Raw genomic sequence first — 16,752 nt, 5'->3', positions numbered from 1 at the left:
TTGGGAAAACGTTTCACGGCGCGGGAACATCCGCTGGAACGTGAGGCCGCAGTCCGCCGTGAAATGCTACCATAGTGTTTGGTGCCACCCTATGCTGGGGGCTGGATTTGAGGTAATGCCAGCCAGACATCTACCGTGCCGCCGCGCACAAAGGGGTTTCGGATGACCAGGACGACAAACTTTCAGGGATGGATGCTCCTCGTGGGACTGCTGCTGGGGGTGCTCGCCGGTGGGTGGTTCGCCCCGGCCACCGGGCAGATCAGTTGGGGGCGGGGCAAGGAAAGAAAGCCCATGCTGCCCAACCCTTACACCTTCAACGTGCCGCGCGACACACTGCTTGACGCCATCCGGCAGGTGCTCAGTGACCGCGAACTTGTCCTGGATGAAAAGCTGAGCGCCGAAAAGCCCGGACGCCTCGTGACCAAACCGGTCATTTTCACCCGTGGCGCGTTGACTTCCGGCGCCAACCTGGAGTTCATCGCGCGCCGTCCCGGCGGCGGGAACTTCACCTGGGTGCGCGGACGCTATGCCTTGCAGTTGGAAGCCTTGCCGCTTGATCCCCAGCGCACCCAGTTGACGGTCTATGCCCGTATCGAAGGCGAATACCAGACCGAAACCGGCGGCGTCTGGGTTGAATGTCCGTCCAAGGGCGTCAAGGAAAATGAAATCCTTGAAGCCATCATCAAACACCTCAACGGCGAATCCTGATGCTTGTACTCAAAACCCTTGTTAGCCCCGGTTTGCTCATGCCGGCCGCCGAGTGGTGGTTTATTGCCGGCGTGACGCTGGTGGTGTTTTTCGTCCTGCTGGCCCTGGTGCTGTTGTGGGTGGCCTGGCAAAGCCTGCGGGCGACTCCTGACCAACGGGAGGTTGGCGACGACGGCCTGCTCGGATTGGTCTCCGGTGAGACACCCCCGGCGGCGGCCCCGGCGCTTGCTGCTGAAATGTCCGTGGAGGCCCCGCTGCCGGCTCCGCCTGTCCCGACCGCTCCGGCAGAACCACCACCCGCCCTGCGCGCTACCCCGGCGTCAGCGCCGTCGGGAGCCGTGGCCGAAGACATCGCCGCCTACTGGTCAGAATCAGAAAACGCTCCGTCTGCCCCGGCAACGCCCTCGCCGGCGCCTCACGCCGCGCCGGTGCTCCCGGTTGAAATCCGCCCCATGGTCACGAGTGATCAGCCTGTGCACCCACCGGCCCCAGCGCCTGAAGTCGGCCTCCACTCCGAAGCGGCGGCCCTGCCTGACCCGGACGCAGCCACAACGCCCCTGATGCCCGCACCGGTGGCCGGGGCTTCCACCGCTGAACCTTCCTCCACCCCGCCGGGTTTGCTTGCCGATGACATCCGGGCGCAACTCGCCCAGTCAGCCGCGCCACCTCCGGCTCCCCCGAAGACAACGGGTCCACTGGGCGGCCGCCCGACAGGTCCGTTGCCTCCATCGCCCCCGCCGCCGCTGTCTGAGCCGGAAAACGTGCCCCCTGCGCCGCGTGCCGGTTTGACCGAGCGGCTTCCCGTCCAGCGGAAGTCCCTGCGCCCACCGGCAGCGGCACCGAAGGCAACGCCAGACGCGGCAGCCCCCCCGAAGCCGGCACCTGTGACGCCAGCGACCTCGGCCGCGACCACGGCCGTCATTACGGCCGCGGAAACTTTGGCCCTGAGCTGGGAAGCCAGGGATGCCGCCGTCACGGACCAGCCCCGCCCTGATGCTTCTGCTCCGGCGGTGGCACCGCCTGCACCGCCGCTACCGCTGCCCGTGCAGCAGGTGCCGGCCGTACGCCCGCAACCACCGGCCGGGACGTTGCCACCGGCCGGGTCGCCGTCCGCGTCTTCAGTTGCGCCACCGCGCTTTCTGGCCGATGATCGCCCGACCGGGATTCGGCGCGAGGCAGCCTGGCTTGGGGTGAGTCTGGTGGTGTATGCCGTCGTGCTGGGCGGGTTGGTTGTCGTCTTTTTCCCCACCGTGCGCCATTGGCTGCTGCCCCCGGCCTGGGCGGAGCGCGTGGCCGCCATTCCACGCGCCCTGGGGCTTGAGTCGCCGCCTCCGCCGCCGCTTCCGGTCAAGCAGGTGGAAGTGCGCCAGTATGCCAACGCCTATTCTTCCGCGCCGAAGGGAGCCGGTGGAAAAGTCGTCCGTATGGTCACGATTGCCGGTCTCGTCAAAAACATCACCAACGAGACGCTCTATGAACTGCGGGCCGAGATTGAGCTGTATCCCCGTCAGCCGGAAGGCGCACCCCCGGAACGCCGCACCATCTACCTTGTCCCCAACCGGCTTGAACCCCAGCAGGAAGGGCGCTACACCCTGACGGTTGCTGATGCGGAATATCGCCAGTCGTCGCTTAAACGGATCGTGACCGGCGACGGTAAGGACATGAAAGAAGTCCCGGCTGTTTTCATCCAGGGAACGCTTACCCCGTCGGGCGAAGCCGAGACCAAACCGGCAACTGCCACGCCCACTGCGCCGAACCGGCAACGCTGAACCCGCGCACCAGACCCGATGATGGAACTGCTCAAATACCTCCTCGATCTCGTCCTGCACCTCGACAAACACCTCAACGCCCTGGGCGGTCAGCTTGGCGGTTGGTTGTACGTCCTGTTGTTTCTGGTGATTTTCTGCGAAACCGGCCTCGTGGTGACGCCCTTTCTGCCCGGCGATTCGTTACTGTTTGCCATCGGCGCCCTGGCCGCGACACCCGGCAGCGTGCTCGATGTTCACCTCGTGGTGGTGGCCCTGAGTGTCGCCGCCGTGCTGGGGGATACGGTCAACTACTGGATTGGCAAACGGGTTGGGCCGGCCGTTTTCCGCAGCGACACGTCACGCCTTTTTGACCGGCGGCATCTTGACCGTACGGCGCGCTTCTATGCCAAATACGGCGGGAAGACCATCATCATCGCCCGTTTCGTCCCCATCGTACGGACGTTTGCCCCCTTCGTCGCCGGCATTGGCGCCATGCACTATCCGCGGTTTCTCATCTACAACGTCATCGGCGGTGTGTTGTGGATTGCCTCGCTGACCTACGCTGGCTATGCCTTTGGCAACATCCCGTTCGTCAGGAAGAACTTTTCACTCGTCATTCTGGGGATTATCGTCGTATCGGTGCTGCCGGCTGTCATTGAAGTGCTGCGCGAGCGATGGAGACCGCGCCCGGCAGCCGAAGCCCCCCCGACGACCACCCCGCTGGCTTCTTCTGAAAGAGTACCGTGAGTGTCTCAACCCCTTTCGTTGTTTTTCACCATCGGCGACGTTCCTGGCTGTTTGGTGTCGCCGGTTTCCTCTGGCTCATCGTGGGTGCCGCTTGTGGCGGCAAAGCGCCGGATACACCAGCTTCAACTCCTGCATCCCAACCGGCTGCGCCGACGGCTTCCGGTGAGAAGAAACCGCGTGTGGCGCTTCTGAGTCCCGGCCCCATCAGCGATGACGGGTGGAATGCCTTTGGGTACGACGCCCTCAAGATCATCGAGAAAGAGCTGGGTTGTGAAGTGCGCCAGCAGCAGGTCAATGACAGTCCAGCCGACCGCGAGCAGGGCTTCCGGGCCTTTGCCCAGGAAGGCTTTGACGTGGTGATCGGCCACGGCGGCGAGTTCACCGATCAGGCTCTGGCTGTGGCTAAAGACTTCCCACAGACGACCTTCGTGGTGACGGCCGGCGACAAAGCCGCGCCGAACGTCGTGAGCGTCGTGTTCGACACCGGACAGGCTTCCTATCTGGCCGGAGCCATTGCCGCAATGATGTCCAAAACGGGCCGCGCCGGGGCCATCGGCGGACAGAACATTCCGGCTTCGGCGCGCAACCTCTATGCCTTCCGCAATGGAGCGCGGGCCATCAACCCAAAGATGGACGTGATGATCGCCTTCATCGGAAGCTGGACGGATACTGCCGCCGCGCGCCAGCAGGCGTTGGCGATGATTGACAAAGGGGCGGATTTTCTCATTCACGACTGCGATGCCGCCGCGGCCGGCGTCTTTCAGGCCGTCAAGGAGCGCAACATCCGCGCCTTTGGGATGCAGAAAGACCAGTCCCATCTGGCCCCTGAGCACATCGTGGGAAGCCCAACCAGCAATCCGCAGGGGCTGGCCGAAATCGTCCGCCGCATCCTGCAAAAGGAACAGAAGGGTGAAGTCGTCCATCTGGGCATTCGGGACAACGCCGTTGGCTTTGCCATCAAGAAAGGCTTCATTCCAAAGGAGATTGAAGGCAGGCTCAACGGTCTGACCCTGGCGATTCAGAAAGGCGAGATTGACGTTTTCAAGGAGCAGCCGTAGCCGTTGGCCGCCTTTGCGCTTCACGACATCTCCAAGCGGTACGGAACCGTGCCGGCGCTGGATGGGGTTTCCCTGACGCTCCGGCCAGGACAGATTCACGGCATTCTGGGCGAAAACGGCGCTGGAAAATCCACGCTTCTGAACATCCTGTTCGGGGCGGTTCAGCCGGACCGGGGGCGGATTGAGCGGGATGGCCGTCCGCTCCGGCTGACTTCGCCCCGGCTGGCGATTGCCGCCGGGATTGGTCTGGTGCACCAGCACTTCCACCTGGTTGACAGCTTTACGGTGCGTGAAAACGTCCTGCTCGGTGAACGGACGCCGGACCGTCCGCGCCTGGACCGGTTGGCAGCACGGCTGGGGCTGTGGGAGGTGCTTGATGTCGCCGTCGGCGGGCTGCCGGTGGGCGTGCGGCAGCGCGTCGAAATTCTCAAGGCGCTCTATCGCCAGGCCACACTGTTGCTGCTCGATGAACCGACGGCCGTCCTGACGCCGCCGGAAGTGGAGACGCTGTTTGACCTGCTGCGCGAGTTGCGCGCGGCCGGCGCTGGCGTCGTTTTCATTACCCACAAGCTCCGTGAGGCGCTGGAGCTGTGCGATACCATCACCGTGCTGCGGCAGGGGCGGGTAGTGGCCGAATATCCGGCATCCCAGGTGACAGCCGATGTGCTGGCAGCCGCCATGGTGGGCGAGCACCTGGCTTCAGCCGCCCTGGGTCATAGCGCCACAGCGCCACCGGCAGAAACGGTGCGCTTGCGCGTCGAAAACCTGACCGTACCGGCTGACGGCAGCCGGACAGCCCTGCACCGGATTTCGTTCGAGGTACGGGAGGGCGAAATCTTCGGCATCGCGGGTGTGGATGGCAATGGGCAGACCGAGCTTGCCGAAGCCCTGGTAGGTTTGCGCCCGATGCAGGGAAACCTGTGGCTGGATGGTCGTCCGCTACCGGCCGGACGCCGGGCGCGCCTGGCGGCCGGGTTGCGGTACATCCCGCCTGACCGGCGGCAGGCTGGTCTGGCGCTTGAGCTGTCGGTGGCCGAAAACGTCATTCTGGGAGACGAACTCGCACCGGACTGGCGCCGGTGGGGCGTGCTGCTCGACCGAGCCGCCCTGCGGCAGTATGCCGGGACGCTCATCCGTGACTTCGACATCCGCACCCCACATGCCGACGCTCCGGCGGGGGCACTTTCCGGCGGCAACCAGCAGAAGCTGCTTGTGGCGCGGGAGCTGGCTCCGCAGCCACGGGTTCTGGTGGCCGTCAATCCCACCTGGGGGGTTGACGTGGCCTCGGTGGCCACGATTCACCGGGCCCTGCGCGGGGCCTGCCGGCAGGGGCTGGGGCTGGTTCTGATGTCGAACGAACTCGATGAAATTCAGGCGCTCTGTCAGCGGTTTGCCGTGCTTTACCGAGGGCGGTTGTCAACCTCTTTGACATTTGACATCCCACCGGCTGATCTGGGCCGGCTCATGGCCGGCGACGGTCCGACTTGGGAACGCTATGGCCGCCGGGATTGAGAAGTGGCATCCGGTGGGGCGGACGGTTCTGGCGCTGCTGGCGGCTCTGGCCGCCGGGATGCTTGTGCTGCGGGTGGCCGGCTACGCGCCGTTGCCGGCCCTGCAGGTGATGTTCCAGTCGGCGTTCGGGAGTCCGTTTGCCGTGGCCGATACGCTGGTCAAAGCCACACCGCTGGCTCTGTGCGGGCTGGGGGTCGCACTGTCCTTTCGGGGCGGGCAGTTCAACATTGGTGCCGAGGGGCAGATGTTGCTCGGTGCGTTGGCAGCAGTGTTTCTGGGCGTGCGGTTGGAAACGCCGTGGGCGGTCGGACTGGTGCTGGCAGCCTCCATCCTGGCCGGAAGCGCGTGGGCGCTCGTGGCGGCCTGGCTCAAGACCACGCGCGGCGTCAATGAAGTCATTTCAACGCTGATGCTCAACTTCATCGCCTTCTGGCTGGTGAGTTGGTTGGTTCACGGGCCGCTCCAGGAAGCCTCGAAAGGGTATCCGCAGACAGAGTTGGTGTCCGAAGCCCTGTGGCTGACGCGCTGGTTGCCCCCGACCCGTCTGCACAGCGGTACGCTGTGGGCGCTGGTTTTGGCCGTGGTCGGTTATGTCTGGCTTTTTTACACTCCAACCGGCTTGCGCTTGCAGGTGGCCGGAAGCAGCCCGGTGGCCGCTGCGACGGCAGGCATTGCGCTGCACCGGATGACCTGGCTGGCGTTGGCTGTGGGCGGCGGGTGCGCCGGGTTGGCCGGCGGGGTGGAAGTGCTCGGCGTCAGTCACCGTCTCTATGAACAGTTTTCGCCGGGGTATGGCTACATGGCCGTAGCTGTGGCCCTGCTGGCCCGCCAGCATCCGCTGGGGGTGATTCCGGCTGCTGTGGCCTTTGGGGCGCTGGAAGTCGGCGCTGCTGGTTTGCAACGGGCCGTTGGGGTGTCGGCCGGGTTGGCCGGCGTCATCGAGGCATTGGTCATGCTGGCCGTCATTCTCGCCGGACGGCGTGACGTTGCCGCCTAGCGTCTTCAGTGGAGCTGGACTGTGCCGGGACATCGCTTCTATGCACCGTCAGAAAACTTTACGGCGACTTCCGTCCAGTTGCCGGAGGATGAAGCGCACCATGCCGTCCATGTTCTGCGCATCAGAGTGGGCGAGGTGGTGACGGTCTTTGATGGGCAGGGGCAGGTGTTTCAGGCGACAGTGACCGAGGCTTCAAAGCGTGGCGTACGGCTGGTGCTGGATGCGCCACTACCAACGCTTGGCGAATCCCCGCTTGATCTGACCTTGGGGGTGGCGCTGCTCAAGGCGGACAAGTTTGAGTGGGTCATCCAAAAGGCGGTTGAACTTGGCGTCACCCGTATTGTTCCGCTGGTGACGCGCCATGTTGAACCGGGTTTGATTCGTGGCGCTTCAGAAAAACTTGAGCGTTGGTCACGCATCAGTCGTGAAGCCACAAAGCAGTGCGGACGGGGCTACCTGACGCCCGTTCTGCCGCCGCAGCCGGTTGCGGAGGTGCTTTCGTTGGGAGGTGTCAAATTCTTTTTCACCGAACGGCAGGGAAATGGCTGGGCCGCTATCGTCAGCCGGTTTCCGGGTCATCTGCCAACGGTTGTGGCCCTGGTGGGCCCGGAAGGTGGCTGGAGCGAAGCCGAGCGCCAACTGGCCGCAGCGCAGGGGGCGCATGGCGTCACGCTGGGGCCGCGCATCCTGCGGGCTGAAACGGCTGCTATACTGGCCGTGGGCCTGCTTCAGGCAACCTTCGGTGATTTCACAGGTCAGCCGCTATGACAGACTCCACAAGGCTTGACATCGCCGTGTTTGGCCAGTGTCGGGCGCTGATTGGTCAGCCTACGGCGTCGGTACAGGTCCGCGTACCCACGACAGCCGCCGCAGTCCTCGCTGCGGTCTGCCGGCAGTATCCGCAGCTTGCGCCGTTTGAGGGCAGTTTGCTCGTCGCCGTCAATGAGGAGTATGCGCGGCCCGACACTCCCATTCGCGCCGGGGATGACGTGGCCGTTTTCCCACCTATTGCCGGAGGTTGAAAGCCGGGATGATCGAACATCTGGACAGCGGCGATCTCGTCGGAATTGTGACGGAACCCATCGAAACCCAGGCGGTCGTCCGGCAGTTGGTGCGCGAATGTGCTGGCGCGGTGGTGACGTTTGAAGGCGTTGTGCGGGACAACCTGCACGGACGGCGGACGCGCCACCTTGACTATGAAGCCTACATCCCGATGGCGGTGAAGATGCTGCGCTGGGTGGCGGCGGAAGCGCATGTCAAGTTTCCTGACATTGACCGTGTGGCACTCATCCACCGCATCGGGCGACTGCATGTTTCGGAGACGAGCGTGCTGGTGGTGGTGACCGCTGCGCACCGGGCCGTGGCGTTTGACGCCTGCCGTTTTGGTATTGATCGCATCAAGGCTACCGTGCCCATCTGGAAGCACGAACACTTTGAGGATGGCGACGTGTGGGTGGAAGGCGTCCGCCCATCGCTGCCGTAGGCGTCAGCCGCCCCACTCGCCAGTACGGGCAGTTCCCGGAACTGCCCCTACCACTCGCCACTCCTAACCCCGGACAGCCATGTGCTCCATGTAGAAGGCAATGCGGGCGGCAACCGGACGGCCGTCGGCCCGGGTCGCCGGGCGGAACGTCATGCCGCGCAGGGCCTGATTGACGGCCGCCACCAGTGACGCATCGGCTTCGGGTTCAACGACATCCACGCAGCGGGCTTCGCCGGAAGGGGAGATTTCGGCAATGACGAGCATGCCCTCCGGTTGGCCGGCCAGACGGACCGGCAGAGTGTCAAATCCCTTGCCACTGGTGAGGTAGGGGCGCGTGGCGGTTGGGGTGAGGCCGCCAATGAAGCGGTGGTTGGCGTCGTGGGGGACATACACGAGGGCGTAGTCCGGTTCAGCCATGAGGTCGTGGAGCGGCTGCCAGACCCGGATGGACAGGCTGCTGAACAGAAACGTGGCCACGGCCAGCCCCAGTCCGTAGCCGACGAGCCTGGGGTGTTCGGTCAGCCACTGCGGCCACATGCCCGGCTGCCGGCGGCGGGCGGCTTCCAGGTCAAGCGCCGTCACCATGCGCCGGTGAAGGCGCGCCGGGGGCGTCACTTCGGGCAAGGCAGACAGAAGGGTATCGAGATCGGTGGGTGTATCGTTCGTCATGTGCTTGCCGTTTTCCTTCAAGCTGGAAGGTTGAGCGCCGCGCGGAGCATGGCGCGGCCCCGGGCGATGCGTGATTTGACCGTGCCGACGGAGATTTCCAACGCTGCGGCAATGTCTTCGTAGCTCATGCCACGGATGTCCCGCATGACCACCGCCACCCGGAAGTCAAACTTGAGCCGGGCCAACGCCGCCAGCACCTGCGCCTGACGCTCCCGCCACAGGGCCTGCTGTTCCGGGTCGGCATTGGGGGCAACAAGGGTTTCAGACAGTGACGGCGTCGAAGCTTCGGTTTCGGCATCGAGCGAAACCGTGGCTGTCTGTCGCCGGGCCCGCCACCACCGGCGATGGTTGGCAGCGCGGCGGATGGCAATCCGATAAAGCCAGGTGCGGATGTCGCAGTCTCCGCGAAAGCTGCCAGCGCCGCGATAGGCGCTGAGGAAGGTTTCCTGCAGGACATCGGCCGCGTCATCGGGGTTGCCCAGCACCCGCAGGAGCAGGTTGTAAAGGGGCTTCTGGTGCGCCGTCACCAGCACTTCAAACGCGGCGTGTGAGCCGGCGCGAATTCCATCCAGCAACTCACCTTCCGCCGTGGAAAGCGGCCGGGCGGTTTCCGATGACCCTGTGGCCACCGTGTCTGCTGGCAGTGAAAGTGGGAGCGGAAGTTCGGAAGCCGATGACATGGAAGCGCTCCAAATGAAGTGCTGGCCGCCAGCCTTGGGTGCAATGCAATGGCGTTGACACCTTTGGGCGCAAAAGGTTCCCGAAAATTGCCAGCGCCGGCGCTGGCGTCACCCTTCGGCACTGTCAGCTTACACATCGGCTGTGTGGGGGCTGGACGCCGGAGACCGGGCGAGGGCTGGTGTCAGTTGGTCTTACAGTGCTCCCAAGTCTTGTCTTTTCAAGAATTTGGCTTGTTCATGCGAAGCTTCCGCAGGTCTGGTACGCCACTTGCCTAAACCCAGGGGCAGAAACGTCATCACCCACCGCGAGGCTGTACTTCCCGTGATTGCGCTGTTTCGCCGTACCTTCCTCATCCTGCTTGTCCTGCTGGCTGTTCTGAGCGTGGATGCCCTGGCGCAGACCGGTTCCGGTTCTGTCCTTCCAACCGGAACGGTGAAGAAGACTTCCGGGAAAGTCTCCGGCAAGAAAACGGTACGGAAAAAGGTCCGCCGCCGGATGATGCGCAACGGTGGGCGGAAAGCCGTACGAAAGGCCACCTTCGGTTCACAGCCGGTTGCCCGAATCCGGTCCGGCAAAACCCCGGTGAGCTTTGCCGTGGCAACGCCGAAAGCCACAACCGCCCCGGCTGTGGTTCACCTCGCCGGCGAAGCGCCAACAGCGACAACCGAGCATGTGCAGTATGCGTTTGCCGGCTATGTGGCGACGGCAGACGGCACACCGGCCCGGATGTGGCGCAGCCGTGAGTACACGGTACATTCTCCCTATGCCTACCTTGGGCGTATGAAGTTCGGCGAAACCTGGGAGCACGTGTGGGTGGAAACCACCGGAAACCTGCTGGCCAGCGCCGTCACGGAAGCTTCGGCCGAACCGATGCCTGACATTGCCCGGATGATGGAGCGTTTTCCCGACGGTGGGTTGGGGGTGGTTGTTGCCGGGTGGGATGACTTTGCCCCGCCAGCCGAGCCGTCCGTCGAAGTCGTCGAGTTTGGCGATCATCAGCCCGGCGTAACGCGCTAAGCAAGGCGAAACGGATTCAAGAAAAACTTTTCATTTTGAACGTAGCCGGCCACGGGTGCGAAGGTGTAATGTAGCGCCGCATTCGGAAATCCTGCTCCGGCCGTTCAAGACCATGCTCCCACACGTTTGCCATCTGCACTGGGCCCGGCTGCTCGGCTGGGTCCGTTGGGTTTTGCCTGCCCTGTGGTTGGTCATTGCCGGTGGAGGGCTTCCGGCGGCGGCCCAGTCGGGTGTTGTTCTGCCCGGTGATGAAGCCAGGCCCGATCCCACCCGCATCGCCTTGGATGACATGCGGGTGGACATCCGCGTTGACCAGCAGTTCGCACGGGTACGCATTGTCCAGATTTATGCCAACCGGACAAGTCAGCCGTTGGAAGGGAAGTACATCTTCCGGCTGCCGACGAGTGGCGCCATTGCCGATTTTGCTGTTTGGGATGGCGACGTACGGATTCCGGGCGTGATGCTCGAACTGCCGCGTGCCCAGGAAGTTTACGCCGAACTCAAACGGCAGGCCATTGACCCGGGGCTGGTCACCCAGGAAGACGAAGCCGGCGGGGCCACGGCCTTTACCGTCCGCCTCGTGCCCATTCCGGCTTACGGCACCAAGCGCGTTGAGCTGGAATATGTCGAGGCCGTGCCGGTTGCCGGGTTGCGGTCGTTCTTTTCGCTGCCCTTCAAACCTTCCCAGTACGGCCAGCAGGTAGTCGGCAGCCTGTCCATTCGTGTGGACATCACCAGCGGTTTCCCACTGGTGGGATTCCGGCAGCGCGATACGGCTTACCCGCTTCAGGTCACGCCGATGGGCGTCAACCGTGTGGTGGCCGAATATCAGGGCGCAGGCGTGGCGCTGACCCAGGACCTGGCCTTTGACTACGGACTCGATGTGTCCCGCACCAGTGCGAGTCTGATTGCGTATCGTTCGCCGGAGCCACTGCTGGCCTATGACCTGCGTGATCCCAATCGGACGAAGCCGGATGAGGATGGCTACTTTGAAGTGTCGGCCCTGTTCAACGAGCGGGGGCAACCGGTCAGTGACTTCGGGCGCACGCCAGCGCCGCCACGGTCGGTCGTGTTGATGCTGGATACGTCGCTTTCGATGAACTTTGAAAAGCTCGACCGGGCGTATGAAGCCTGTAGTCTCTTTTTGAAGTCGCTGCGCCCCGAAGACCGCTTCAATCTCGTGCTGTTCAACGACGACGTACAGGCCTTTTCCGAGACACCCCAGACCGGAACGGCAGAAAACACGGCGCGGGCGCTGGATTTCATCCGGCGCAGTTACCTGAGCGGTGGGACGGACTTTGCCAAAGCGCTCCAGCGCGGACTGGCGCTGGCGAAGGCTCTGCCGGGGGATGAGCGCACCCTCATCCTGATTACAGACGGCAATCCGACACTGACGACCACGCGCGGCAACCGGCTCATCCGGGACTTTGCCGAAGCCAATGCCAAGGGGGGCGCGCCGGTGCGGGTTTTTGCCTTTGGCGTGGGCGCGGACGCCAACCGGGAATTTCTCAGTGAACTGGCGCGGGTCAGCCGGGGCGTCAGTGAGTTCGGGCGTGAAACGGACGATCTGACCTTCCGGCTGGATGCCTTCTTTGCCAAGGTCGGGCAGCGCCCGGTTGAGGGTCTCAAGCTGCGCCTGAGTGACCCGGACAACGCTTATGCTGTGTACCCTGCTGAGGAAACAACCGGTTACGACGGCTCGCGGGTCAGCTTCATAGGGCGCTATCGGCGGCCGGTGGCGCAGGTGGAATGTACGGTCAGCGGCACCCAGGCCGGCCGGTCAGTCATGGCGACGGCAACCGGGGCCTTGCCGGAACGCGATGCCACACACAGCCACTTGCCCCGGCTGTGGGCGCAGGAACGTATCAGCGCCCTGCTGCGCCGGATGGCGCTCGATGGCGAAGACGAGGCACTCGTTGCCGAGGTCATTGCGCTCTCGAAGAAGTACAACATCGTCACACCGTACACGGCTTTTCTGGCCGCGCCACGGGCTTTGCTGCGCCCACGGGTCATCAAGCCGGGTGATCCGGTGCTGCGCGTACGGACAGACGCTTCGATTCGCTCGGTGGTCGCCGTCTTTCCCTTTGGCTTGGTCAAACCGCTGACCTATCTCGCTTCAGAAGATGTGTGGGAAACCCGTTTTCTTGCCCCGAAGACGATGCAGGATGGGCGTTACCGCTGTCGGCTGGTGCTGACCGATGCCCGCGGACAGGTCTTCCAGGAGGAAAAAGGTTTTACGATTGACAGCCGTCCGCCGCAGTTGCAGGTGACGACCAAGCCGACGCCGGCCCGCGCCGGTGAGGACATCGAGGTTCTGGTGGCGGCCGATGCCGATACCCGGCGCATTGCCGCGCGGTTGGCCGGTGGGTTGCCCGTACCGGTCAGGTGGGACGCCCAGCGCAAGACAAACGTCGGGGTGTTACGGCTGCCGCCGGGGCTGCCTGCTGGGCGGTACGTCCTGCTCGTGACGGCGGAAGACTTTGCCCACAATGTCGCCAGCCGGGAAGTCCCACTCGATGTCATGGGCAACTAGCCCAATCCGTTTGTAAGGCCAGGCGGGACGTTCACGCCGGGCGAACCCGCAGGCCTTACTGGACGAATGCGCCGCCGTCCACGGTGAGGCCGACGCCATTGATGAAGGATGCGCCTTCGGAAGCGAGCCACAGGATGGCGTTGGCGACTTCTTCCGGTTTGCCGGCCCGGCCCATGGGGTGGGCGCGGAGGTACTTGGCCAGCAGTTCAGGTGGAATGTGCTCGCCAGTCGTCATGGGCGTTTCAATGATGGACGGGCACACGGCATTGATGCGGATGTTGGACTTGGCATACTCCAGCGCCGCCGTCTTGGTCAGACCGAGTACGGCATGCTTGCTGGTGGCATAGGGGGCAAAGCCCGAAAAGCCCACGAGTCCCGCCAGTGAAGCGACATTGACGATCCGCCCGCCACCCTGTTTGAGCATCTGGCGGATTTCATACTTCATACACAAAAAGACACCGCGCAGGTTGACGTTCAGCACCTGGTCGAAGCGGTCTTCGTCGGTGTCGTGCAGCGGGGCCGGTGCGCCCAGAATGCCGGCATTGTTGACGGCAACATCCAGGCTGCCGAAGGCGTGTACGGCGGTTTTGACCAGATCGGCGACGGCGTTGGCATCGGTGACATCCACGACGGCAGACATGGCCTGCCCGCCGGCGGCTTCAATCCGGGACACCGTTTCGGCGCTGCCTTCGGCCTGCCGGTCAGCCACAAGCACCTTAGCGCCAGCCGCCGCAAAAGCCAGGGCCGTGGCCCGCCCGATGCCGGATGCCCCGCCTGTAACGAGAACAGAGGTGTTGTAAAATGTCTGCATCATCGTGGGAGATTGGTCTGGAGGTGGATAACCGCAGGTTGATTTTCAGAAGCTTGTGATTCGGCAATGACCCGGCAAAACGGGCGAACCTTTTGGTGTCTTCCGGCGTCCTGAAAAGATGCCGGCGTTTCTGCGCAGGGCAGGTTCTAACCAGCACCCACGGTCAGCACCTATGGGTGGTGGGCTTCCAGGTTGTTGATGAAAGGGGGAATCCGCCATGCAAGTCAAGTCGCTGACATTCACATTTCCGCAACTGCCTGAGATCACGTGGCCGAAGGAAGCCTTCCAGCGTGCCATCGAGTTTATTGAAAACACTTATCACCGTATTTTTGGGTGCTGGCACACCGATATGAGCCGCCCCTTCACGATTGACCAACAGACTTACCGGATGTGTCTCAACTGTGGCGCACACCGGGCCTTCGACACCCAGCAGTGGAAGATGGTTGGACCCTACTACGTCCAGCGTCCTTCCACCAAAGCCATCTACCGTCCGACGTTGGCACCGGTCAGATCGCCAGCCGTGACAACAGTCGATCAGCTACCTGCCGGTCGCCGTCATCTGCGGCGCGCGGCCTGAAACAACAGCTTGCCGCCACCAGGTGGCAAACCACTGAGCACCGACCTAACCGGTCGGTGCTTTTTGCTTGGTGGGCTTTTGCCTGAGCGTTGGCTTTTGGGTGGCGTTTGGGGCCGGCCGTTTGATTGGGCTATCGTTTTGACGTGCGGCCCCGGCTGCCTGCCAGGCCCGGCTGCCTGCCAGGGAAGTGCCGGGGGGAAACTTCATAGCCGGGTACAGGCTGTCATGTTCATTTGTCAGAAAGTGTGTCGGGGTGGGTGGTGGCTGTGGGTCGGGGTGTGTTGGTTTGCCTTGGGGACAACGCCTGTACTCGCCTGGAACCAGGCCGGGCATGCCACTGTCGCTGCAATTGCTTATGGACAGTTGCAGCCCCGCGCCCGGGTGCGGGTGGCGGCGATTCTCAGGCAACACCCGGAATATGCCGAGTGGACGCGGGACGTACCGCCCGAACAGTCCTCCTTCATTGCCTTCCTGAGTGCTTCCTACTGGGTGGATGACATCAAATTTGACCGGCGGCAGGGCTTTTCCGACCGTGAGCCGCCGCCGAGCACCCATCCGGCATACCCGGACATGCGGGTTCACGGGACTTGGCACTATGTCAACCGTCCGCTGGCAGCGCCGGGTGTCGCCATTCCGCCCGACTTTCAGATCGTCGCCCCGGATGGCGGCGCACTGGGGAAAATCGTCGAAATCGAAGACATCCTGCGGCATAGCCCCCCTGACAGCCCCCGGCAAGCCTACTATCTGGCCTGGCTGATTCACCTGGTGGGGGATGTCCATCAGCCACTCCATACGGTGGCGCGTTGCTCAAAAAACAATCCCCAGGGAGACCAGGGGGGCAACCTGTTCATCGTGCGTCCCACGGCCGGGACGCCGCTGGATGGGCCGCGCAAGCCCAACCTGCATGCGTTCTGGGACAATGCCGCCCTCGACACCTTTTCCCTCCCGGCAATCCAGGCACTGGCGCAGGAACTCAGCCGGAAGCGTCCGTCACGGCAGCGGATCGCTGCGCCGCCGGTCCGCTGGCTGGATGAAAGTACCCAACTGGCGCGGGACCTTGTCTATCAAGCCGGACAGGACAACACCCCGGAGCCGCCGGTGCTTTCCCACGCCTACAAGGCCAGAGCGCACGCTGCGGCCCGGGAACGGGTACGCCTGGCCGGTTTTCGGCTGGCGGCTCGGCTCAACCAGCTCTATGACCGTCCCTGACGTCCTGCCCCCGCTGCCGCCGCCGCGCAAGCGGTTCGGTCAGCATTTTCTGCGTGACAGACACCTTCTGGCCCGCATCGTCGCGGCAGCGGAAGTCGGCCCGGATGACCTGGTGGTGGAAATCGGACCCGGACGCGGGGCCCTGACGGAAGTGCTGCTGGAGCGGGCGGCTGGCGTCATCGCCTTTGAACTTGATCGCGATCTGGCGGCCTGGCTGTCTGTGCGGTTTGCCGACCGGCGCTGGCGTCTGCACGTCGGCGATGTTCTGGAGGCTGACCTGGCGGACTGTGTGGCCGAAGCCGGTGCAGCGTGGGGTCTCACTTCAGCACCCGTCAAGGTCGTGGCCAATGTGCCTTACAACCTTTCAACGCCAATCGTGGAGAAGCTGCTGGCCGCGCGTCACCTCTGGACGGACATCGTGCTCATGCTCCAGCGGGAAGTCGTGTGGCGGCTGGCGGCTGCGCCTGGCACAAAAGACTATGGTTATTTTTCCGTCGTGGTGCAGGCGGCCTGTGAAGTGACGCGGTTGTTTGACGTTCCGCCGGGCGCTTTTCACCCGCCGCCAAAGGTGATGTCGTCGGTTGTCCGCCTGACGCCACGCCCGGTGGCCATCGTGCCGCCGGAGTTGATGCCGTATTTCTGCCGGGTCGTCAGTGTCGCCTTTGAGCAGCGGCGCAAAATGCTGGGTGGAAGTTTGATGCGGCTTGGTCTCTCACGTGCGGACTTGCTGGAAGGGCTTGCCCGGGCCGGCATTGCGCCGGAGAGACGCCCGGAAACGCTTTCTGTCGAAGCATTCGTGCGTATGGCGCAGGGGTTGGCGGCAAGGCTGCCGCCTGCCAGCACATCGCAGGAGGGGGCTTGACGGCAGGACGCGGCTTGGATAATTTGCACGTTGCGAGCCAACTTTGTGTTGGTTCGGACTTGTGGGGGTATAGCTCAGCTGGGAGAGCGCTGCAATGGCATTGCAGAGGTCAGCGGTTCGAACCCGCTTACCTCCACCAT

Annotated in this window: 17 protein-coding genes and 1 tRNA gene; 15 read left to right on the top strand and 3 right to left on the bottom strand. The window is 63.7% G+C overall.

From position 1 onward, the window contains the following. The first annotated feature begins 162 nt into the window (after window positions 1-162). The 9 genes from J8C05_RS08280 to J8C05_RS08240 are packed head-to-tail and all read left to right on the top strand — an operon-like array spanning window position 163 to window position 8,253. Window positions 163-708 (top strand): hypothetical protein, encoded by a 546-nt coding sequence (locus J8C05_RS08280; RefSeq protein WP_211421756.1) that lies wholly within the window; start codon window positions 163-165, stop codon window positions 706-708. Beyond that, window positions 708-2,477: a hypothetical protein gene (locus tag J8C05_RS08275; RefSeq protein ID WP_211421755.1), complete on the top strand. Its 1,770-nt coding sequence runs from the start codon at window positions 708-710 to the stop codon at window positions 2,475-2,477. Before J8C05_RS08280 ends, J8C05_RS08275 begins: the two co-directional genes overlap by 1 nt. A gap of 18 nt (window positions 2,478-2,495) precedes the next feature. Continuing rightward, entirely contained in the window at window positions 2,496-3,203 is a 708-nt protein-coding gene (locus J8C05_RS08270; RefSeq protein ID WP_014100175.1) for a DedA family protein, read from the top strand. Beyond that, window positions 3,200-4,261, top strand: coding sequence for a BMP family protein (locus J8C05_RS08265; protein WP_211421754.1), 1,062 nt, complete (start codon window positions 3,200-3,202; stop codon window positions 4,259-4,261). Before J8C05_RS08270 ends, J8C05_RS08265 begins: the two co-directional genes overlap by 4 nt. Window positions 4,262-4,264: 3 nt before the next feature. Then, window positions 4,265-5,773 (top strand): ABC transporter ATP-binding protein, encoded by a 1,509-nt coding sequence (locus J8C05_RS08260; RefSeq protein ID WP_211421753.1) that lies wholly within the window; start codon window positions 4,265-4,267, stop codon window positions 5,771-5,773. Beyond that, window positions 5,757-6,770 carry an ABC transporter permease gene (locus J8C05_RS08255; RefSeq protein ID WP_211421752.1) on the top strand — a complete coding sequence of 338 codons (1,014 nt, stop codon included), beginning with the start codon at window positions 5,757-5,759 and terminating at the stop codon, window positions 6,768-6,770. Before J8C05_RS08260 ends, J8C05_RS08255 begins: the two co-directional genes overlap by 17 nt. Window positions 6,771-6,791: 21 nt before the next feature. Continuing rightward, the gene (locus tag J8C05_RS08250; protein WP_211421751.1) at window positions 6,792-7,538 is read left to right on the top strand and encodes a 16S rRNA (uracil(1498)-N(3))-methyltransferase; all 747 of its coding nucleotides are present in this window, start codon (window positions 6,792-6,794) and stop codon (window positions 7,536-7,538) included. Then, window positions 7,535-7,792, top strand: a complete 258-nt coding sequence (locus J8C05_RS08245; RefSeq protein WP_211421750.1) for a MoaD/ThiS family protein — start codon at window positions 7,535-7,537, stop codon at window positions 7,790-7,792. Before J8C05_RS08250 ends, J8C05_RS08245 begins: the two co-directional genes overlap by 4 nt. Window positions 7,793-7,800: 8 nt before the next feature. Then, window positions 7,801-8,253: a molybdenum cofactor biosynthesis protein MoaE gene (locus tag J8C05_RS08240; protein WP_211421749.1), complete on the top strand. Its 453-nt coding sequence runs from the start codon at window positions 7,801-7,803 to the stop codon at window positions 8,251-8,253. A gap of 63 nt (window positions 8,254-8,316) precedes the next feature. Here the strand turns inward: J8C05_RS08240 and J8C05_RS08235 are convergent, their stop codons facing one another. After that, window positions 8,317-8,922, bottom strand: coding sequence for an energy transducer TonB (locus tag J8C05_RS08235; protein WP_211421748.1), 606 nt, complete (start codon window positions 8,920-8,922; stop codon window positions 8,317-8,319). A gap of 17 nt (window positions 8,923-8,939) precedes the next feature. Then, complete coding sequence (locus J8C05_RS08230) at window positions 8,940-9,602, bottom strand: RNA polymerase sigma factor (RefSeq protein ID WP_014100167.1); 663 nt, start codon at window positions 9,600-9,602, stop codon at window positions 8,940-8,942. A 268-nt stretch (window positions 9,603-9,870) separates the two neighbouring features. On the opposite strand from J8C05_RS08230, the gene J8C05_RS08225 reads away from it, so the two are divergent. Both J8C05_RS08225 and J8C05_RS08220 read left to right on the top strand, forming a co-directional pair. Further along, window positions 9,871-10,620: a hypothetical protein gene (locus J8C05_RS08225; RefSeq protein ID WP_211421747.1), complete on the top strand. Its 750-nt coding sequence runs from the start codon at window positions 9,871-9,873 to the stop codon at window positions 10,618-10,620. A 112-nt stretch (window positions 10,621-10,732) separates the two neighbouring features. Next, on the top strand, window positions 10,733-13,153 hold the full coding sequence (locus J8C05_RS08220; protein ID WP_211421746.1) for a VIT and vWA domain-containing protein: 2,421 nt from the start codon (window positions 10,733-10,735) through the stop codon (window positions 13,151-13,153). 55 nt (window positions 13,154-13,208) lie between these two features. Here J8C05_RS08220 and J8C05_RS08215 read toward each other — a convergent pair whose 3' ends face one another. Then, entirely contained in the window at window positions 13,209-13,967 is a 759-nt protein-coding gene (locus J8C05_RS08215; RefSeq protein WP_211421745.1) for a glucose 1-dehydrogenase, read from the bottom strand. 214 nt (window positions 13,968-14,181) lie between these two features. On the opposite strand from J8C05_RS08215, the gene J8C05_RS08210 reads away from it, so the two are divergent. The 4 genes from J8C05_RS08210 to J8C05_RS08195 all read left to right on the top strand — a co-directional run bounded on the left by J8C05_RS08210 (window position 14,182) and on the right by J8C05_RS08195 (window position 16,751). Beyond that, complete coding sequence (locus J8C05_RS08210) at window positions 14,182-14,541, top strand: hypothetical protein (RefSeq protein ID WP_058867095.1); 360 nt, start codon at window positions 14,182-14,184, stop codon at window positions 14,539-14,541. Window positions 14,542-14,766: 225 nt separating this feature from the next. Further along, entirely contained in the window at window positions 14,767-15,750 is a 984-nt protein-coding gene (locus tag J8C05_RS08205; protein ID WP_211421744.1) for a S1/P1 nuclease, read from the top strand. Further along, the gene (rsmA, locus tag J8C05_RS08200; RefSeq protein ID WP_211421743.1) at window positions 15,737-16,612 is read left to right on the top strand and encodes a 16S rRNA (adenine(1518)-N(6)/adenine(1519)-N(6))-dimethyltransferase RsmA; all 876 of its coding nucleotides are present in this window, start codon (window positions 15,737-15,739) and stop codon (window positions 16,610-16,612) included. The genes J8C05_RS08205 and rsmA overlap by 14 nt, the downstream gene beginning before the upstream one ends. Window positions 16,613-16,675: 63 nt before the next feature. After that, a tRNA-Ala gene (locus J8C05_RS08195) sits at window positions 16,676-16,751 on the top strand. The last annotated feature ends 1 nt before the right edge of the window (window position 16,752 follow it).

The organism is Chloracidobacterium sp. N (assembly GCF_018304765.1).
Classification (GTDB): Bacteria; Acidobacteriota; Blastocatellia; order Chloracidobacteriales; family Chloracidobacteriaceae; genus Chloracidobacterium; species Chloracidobacterium aggregatum.
The sequence above is the reverse complement of the archived record's forward strand: the minus strand, read 5'-3'. Positions and strand labels throughout refer to the sequence as shown.